Here is a 2,792-nt window from a genome sequence, read left to right on the forward strand (position 1 = left end):
CCGCCATCGCAGGCAAGCCAGCTCCCACATTGGGGTTCATGGTGAGCCTGATAGATCAGCGGATGATCTTCTCGACCTGAATCCCCAGCTTCTTCAGCCGATACCAAAAACTCCTCTCGGAAATCCCGATCTTCGCCGCTGCCGCAGCCTGCACGCCGTTGCTCTCGTTCAACGCCGCCATGATGTAGGTTTTCTCGACCTCAGCCAGCGCCGCATCCAGGTCGGCAGGCACGCCCGGTGTGTCACCGAGCAGCGCCGTAACGCCGTCCTCGGCAGGTTTGGACGCAAACAGATAAGCCGGCAAGTCAATGTCTTCAATCACCGGCGAAGCCGCCACGATGGTCGCCCGCTCCACGCAGTTCTGCAGCTCACGAATATTGCCCGGCCAGTGGTAAGCCGCCATCGCCTGCAATGCCTCGGGGCTGAAGCCGGTGATGCGTTTGCCCGCGGTAGCGCTCAGGGTCTGGGCGAAGTGCCGGGCCAGGGGCACGATGTCTTCGGCGCGCTCGCGCAAGGCCGGCAACGGGATCGGGAATACATTGAGGCGGTAATACAGGTCTTCGCGAAATTCTTTATTGGCCACCGCATCCAGCAGGTTCTTGTTCGTGGCGGCGATCACGCGCACATCCACCTTGCGCTCGCGCGAGTCGCCCACCGGCTCGATCACCCGCTCCTGCAAGGCCCGCAGGATCTTGGCCTGCAACGCCAACGGCATGTCGCCCACTTCATCCAGAAACAAAGTGCCTTGGTCAGCCTGCATAAAGCGCCCTACCCGATCGGCCACGGCACCGGTAAAGGCGCCTTTGCGATGGCCAAACATCTCGCTTTCCAGCAAGCCTTCGGGGATGGCCGCGCAGTTGACCGCCACGAACGGCTTGTCGGCGCGGCTGCCATGTTTGTGAATCGCGCGGGCGACCATTTCCTTGCCGGTACCGCTTTCGCCAGTCAGCAGGATGGTGGCGTTGCTGTCGCGTACCGAATCGACCGCGTGCAGCACCTGGCGAAACGCCGGGCTGTCGCCCACCAGGCTGTCGAACTGCGCATGGTGATCCAGCTCGGCGCGCAGGCGTGCGTTGTCGCGCATGATGTCGCGAAACTGCAGGGCCTTGGCCACGGTGATGTCCAGCTCGTCGATATCGAACGGCTTGGCAATGTAGTCATAGGCGCCATTACGCATCGACTGCACGGCGTTTTTTACCGTGCTGTAGGCGGTCATCACGATCACCGGCAACTCCGGAAAGCGCACTTTTATCTCCGCCAACAGCGCCGGCCCGTCCATGCCTGGCATGCGCCAGTCGCTGATCACCAGGTCGATGTCTTCCTGCTCCAGCACCTTGAGCGCGTGCAGGCCATTGCCGGCGGTAAATACCTGGATGCCGTTCTGGCTCAAGGCCGATGACAGCAAGTCGCAGAGCTTGGGCTCGTCGTCGACTACCAATACGTTATGCGTCATGAACTTCCTCATCGTCACCGTCGTCTTCACCATGGGCCGGAATGTACAGGCTGAAGGTGGCGCCGGCATCTTTCTCACTGGCACATTCGATGCTGCCGTCATGACTTTCCATGATCGAATAGACTTTAGCCAGCCCCAGGCCCGTGCCCGAGGCCTTGGTGGTGACGAATGGCGTGAAGATCCGCTCGATCATATCGGCCGGAATGCCTTGGCCGGTGTCAGCAATGCTGATCACCGTATTGCCGTCCACACTGCGAATGCCCAAGGTCAGGCGCCCGCCTTCGGGCATCGCATCAATGGCATTGAGGATCAGGTTCAGGCATGCCTGCTTGAGTTGCTTGGCATCGGCATAAATCGTCGCGCCGGGCGCCTGGTCATCGATGTGCGCATCGATGTTATGGGTGGCCAGCTCCGGGCTGCAAAAGCCGAGGATCTCTTCCACCACCGGGCGCGCCGCCTGCAGCACACGCAGGGGCGGGTTGGGTTTGGCGAAATCCAGAAACTCGGTGATCAGGTCGTTGATGCGGCTGACTTCGCTGATAACGTATTCGAGGTGGCGCTTGTCGGTGTCCGGCAGGTCGACGCGACGATGCAGCAGTTGGGTGGCGGTCTTGATGATGCCCAGCGGGTTGCGAATCTCGTGTGCCAGGCCCATGGCGACTTCGCCCAAAGCATGCAGCCGGTCGCGGCGGCGCAGCTGGGCCTCGAGGTGGTGCAACTCGCCCAGGCGTTCGGTCATGTGGTTGAAGGTGCTGCTCAGTTGCGCCAGCTCATCGCCGCCGCTGACCAGCACGCGATGCTCGTAATTGCCCGAGATCACTGCGTCCACGCCCTGGGATAAATCGCGCAACGGTTTGGTCAGGCGGCGTGACACCAAGACACCGGCGCCCAGCGACAACGCCGAACTCAGCAAGAAGATCAGCACGAACAGGTTGCTCTGGTTCACCAGCCCCACCAGGCTGGTATGGCGCAACAGGCCGCTGAAAATCACGCCTTGCAGTTCGCCGCCATCATTGAAGATCGGCCAGTACAAACCGCTGTAGTTATTGGTGAACTGCTCGCTCGGTTGCTTGGTGGCGCGCATCGCCGTTTCAACATTCGTGGGAATGCGTGACGGATGATTCTCAAAGCGCTGGGTCGAGAATATCTCGGAAAACCCCGTAGGGTTGGCCAGGTACAGGCGCAGGTCGAGGGAATGCACATCGGCCACGCTGGTGAGGAAGCTGCTGTCCAGGTACGTGGCCACCAACAGCACGTAGTCGACGCCCTCTTGGGTGGTTTCGAACGTTGAGACCACCAGGCCCGTCGTCACGCCGGCCACCTGGATGGTTTGCAACAC

The 2,792-nt window shown here is 61.1% G+C and carries 2 protein-coding genes; both read right to left on the minus strand.

Translation table 11 applies throughout. From position 1 onward, the window contains the following. Positions 1–55: 55 nt before the first annotated feature. Positions 56–1,453: a sigma-54-dependent transcriptional regulator gene (locus FEM54_RS29745; RefSeq protein ID WP_017137025.1), complete on the minus strand. Its 1,398-nt coding sequence runs from the start codon at positions 1,451–1,453 to the stop codon at positions 56–58. Then, a partial coding sequence (locus FEM54_RS29750) for a sensor histidine kinase (protein ID WP_138453978.1) occupies positions 1,443–2,792 on the minus strand: 1,350 nt, incomplete at its 5' end. The genes FEM54_RS29745 and FEM54_RS29750, both read right to left, overlap by 11 nt.

This window comes from Pseudomonas edaphica, from assembly GCF_005863185.1.
GTDB lineage: Bacteria > Pseudomonadota > Gammaproteobacteria > Pseudomonadales > Pseudomonadaceae > Aquipseudomonas > Aquipseudomonas edaphica.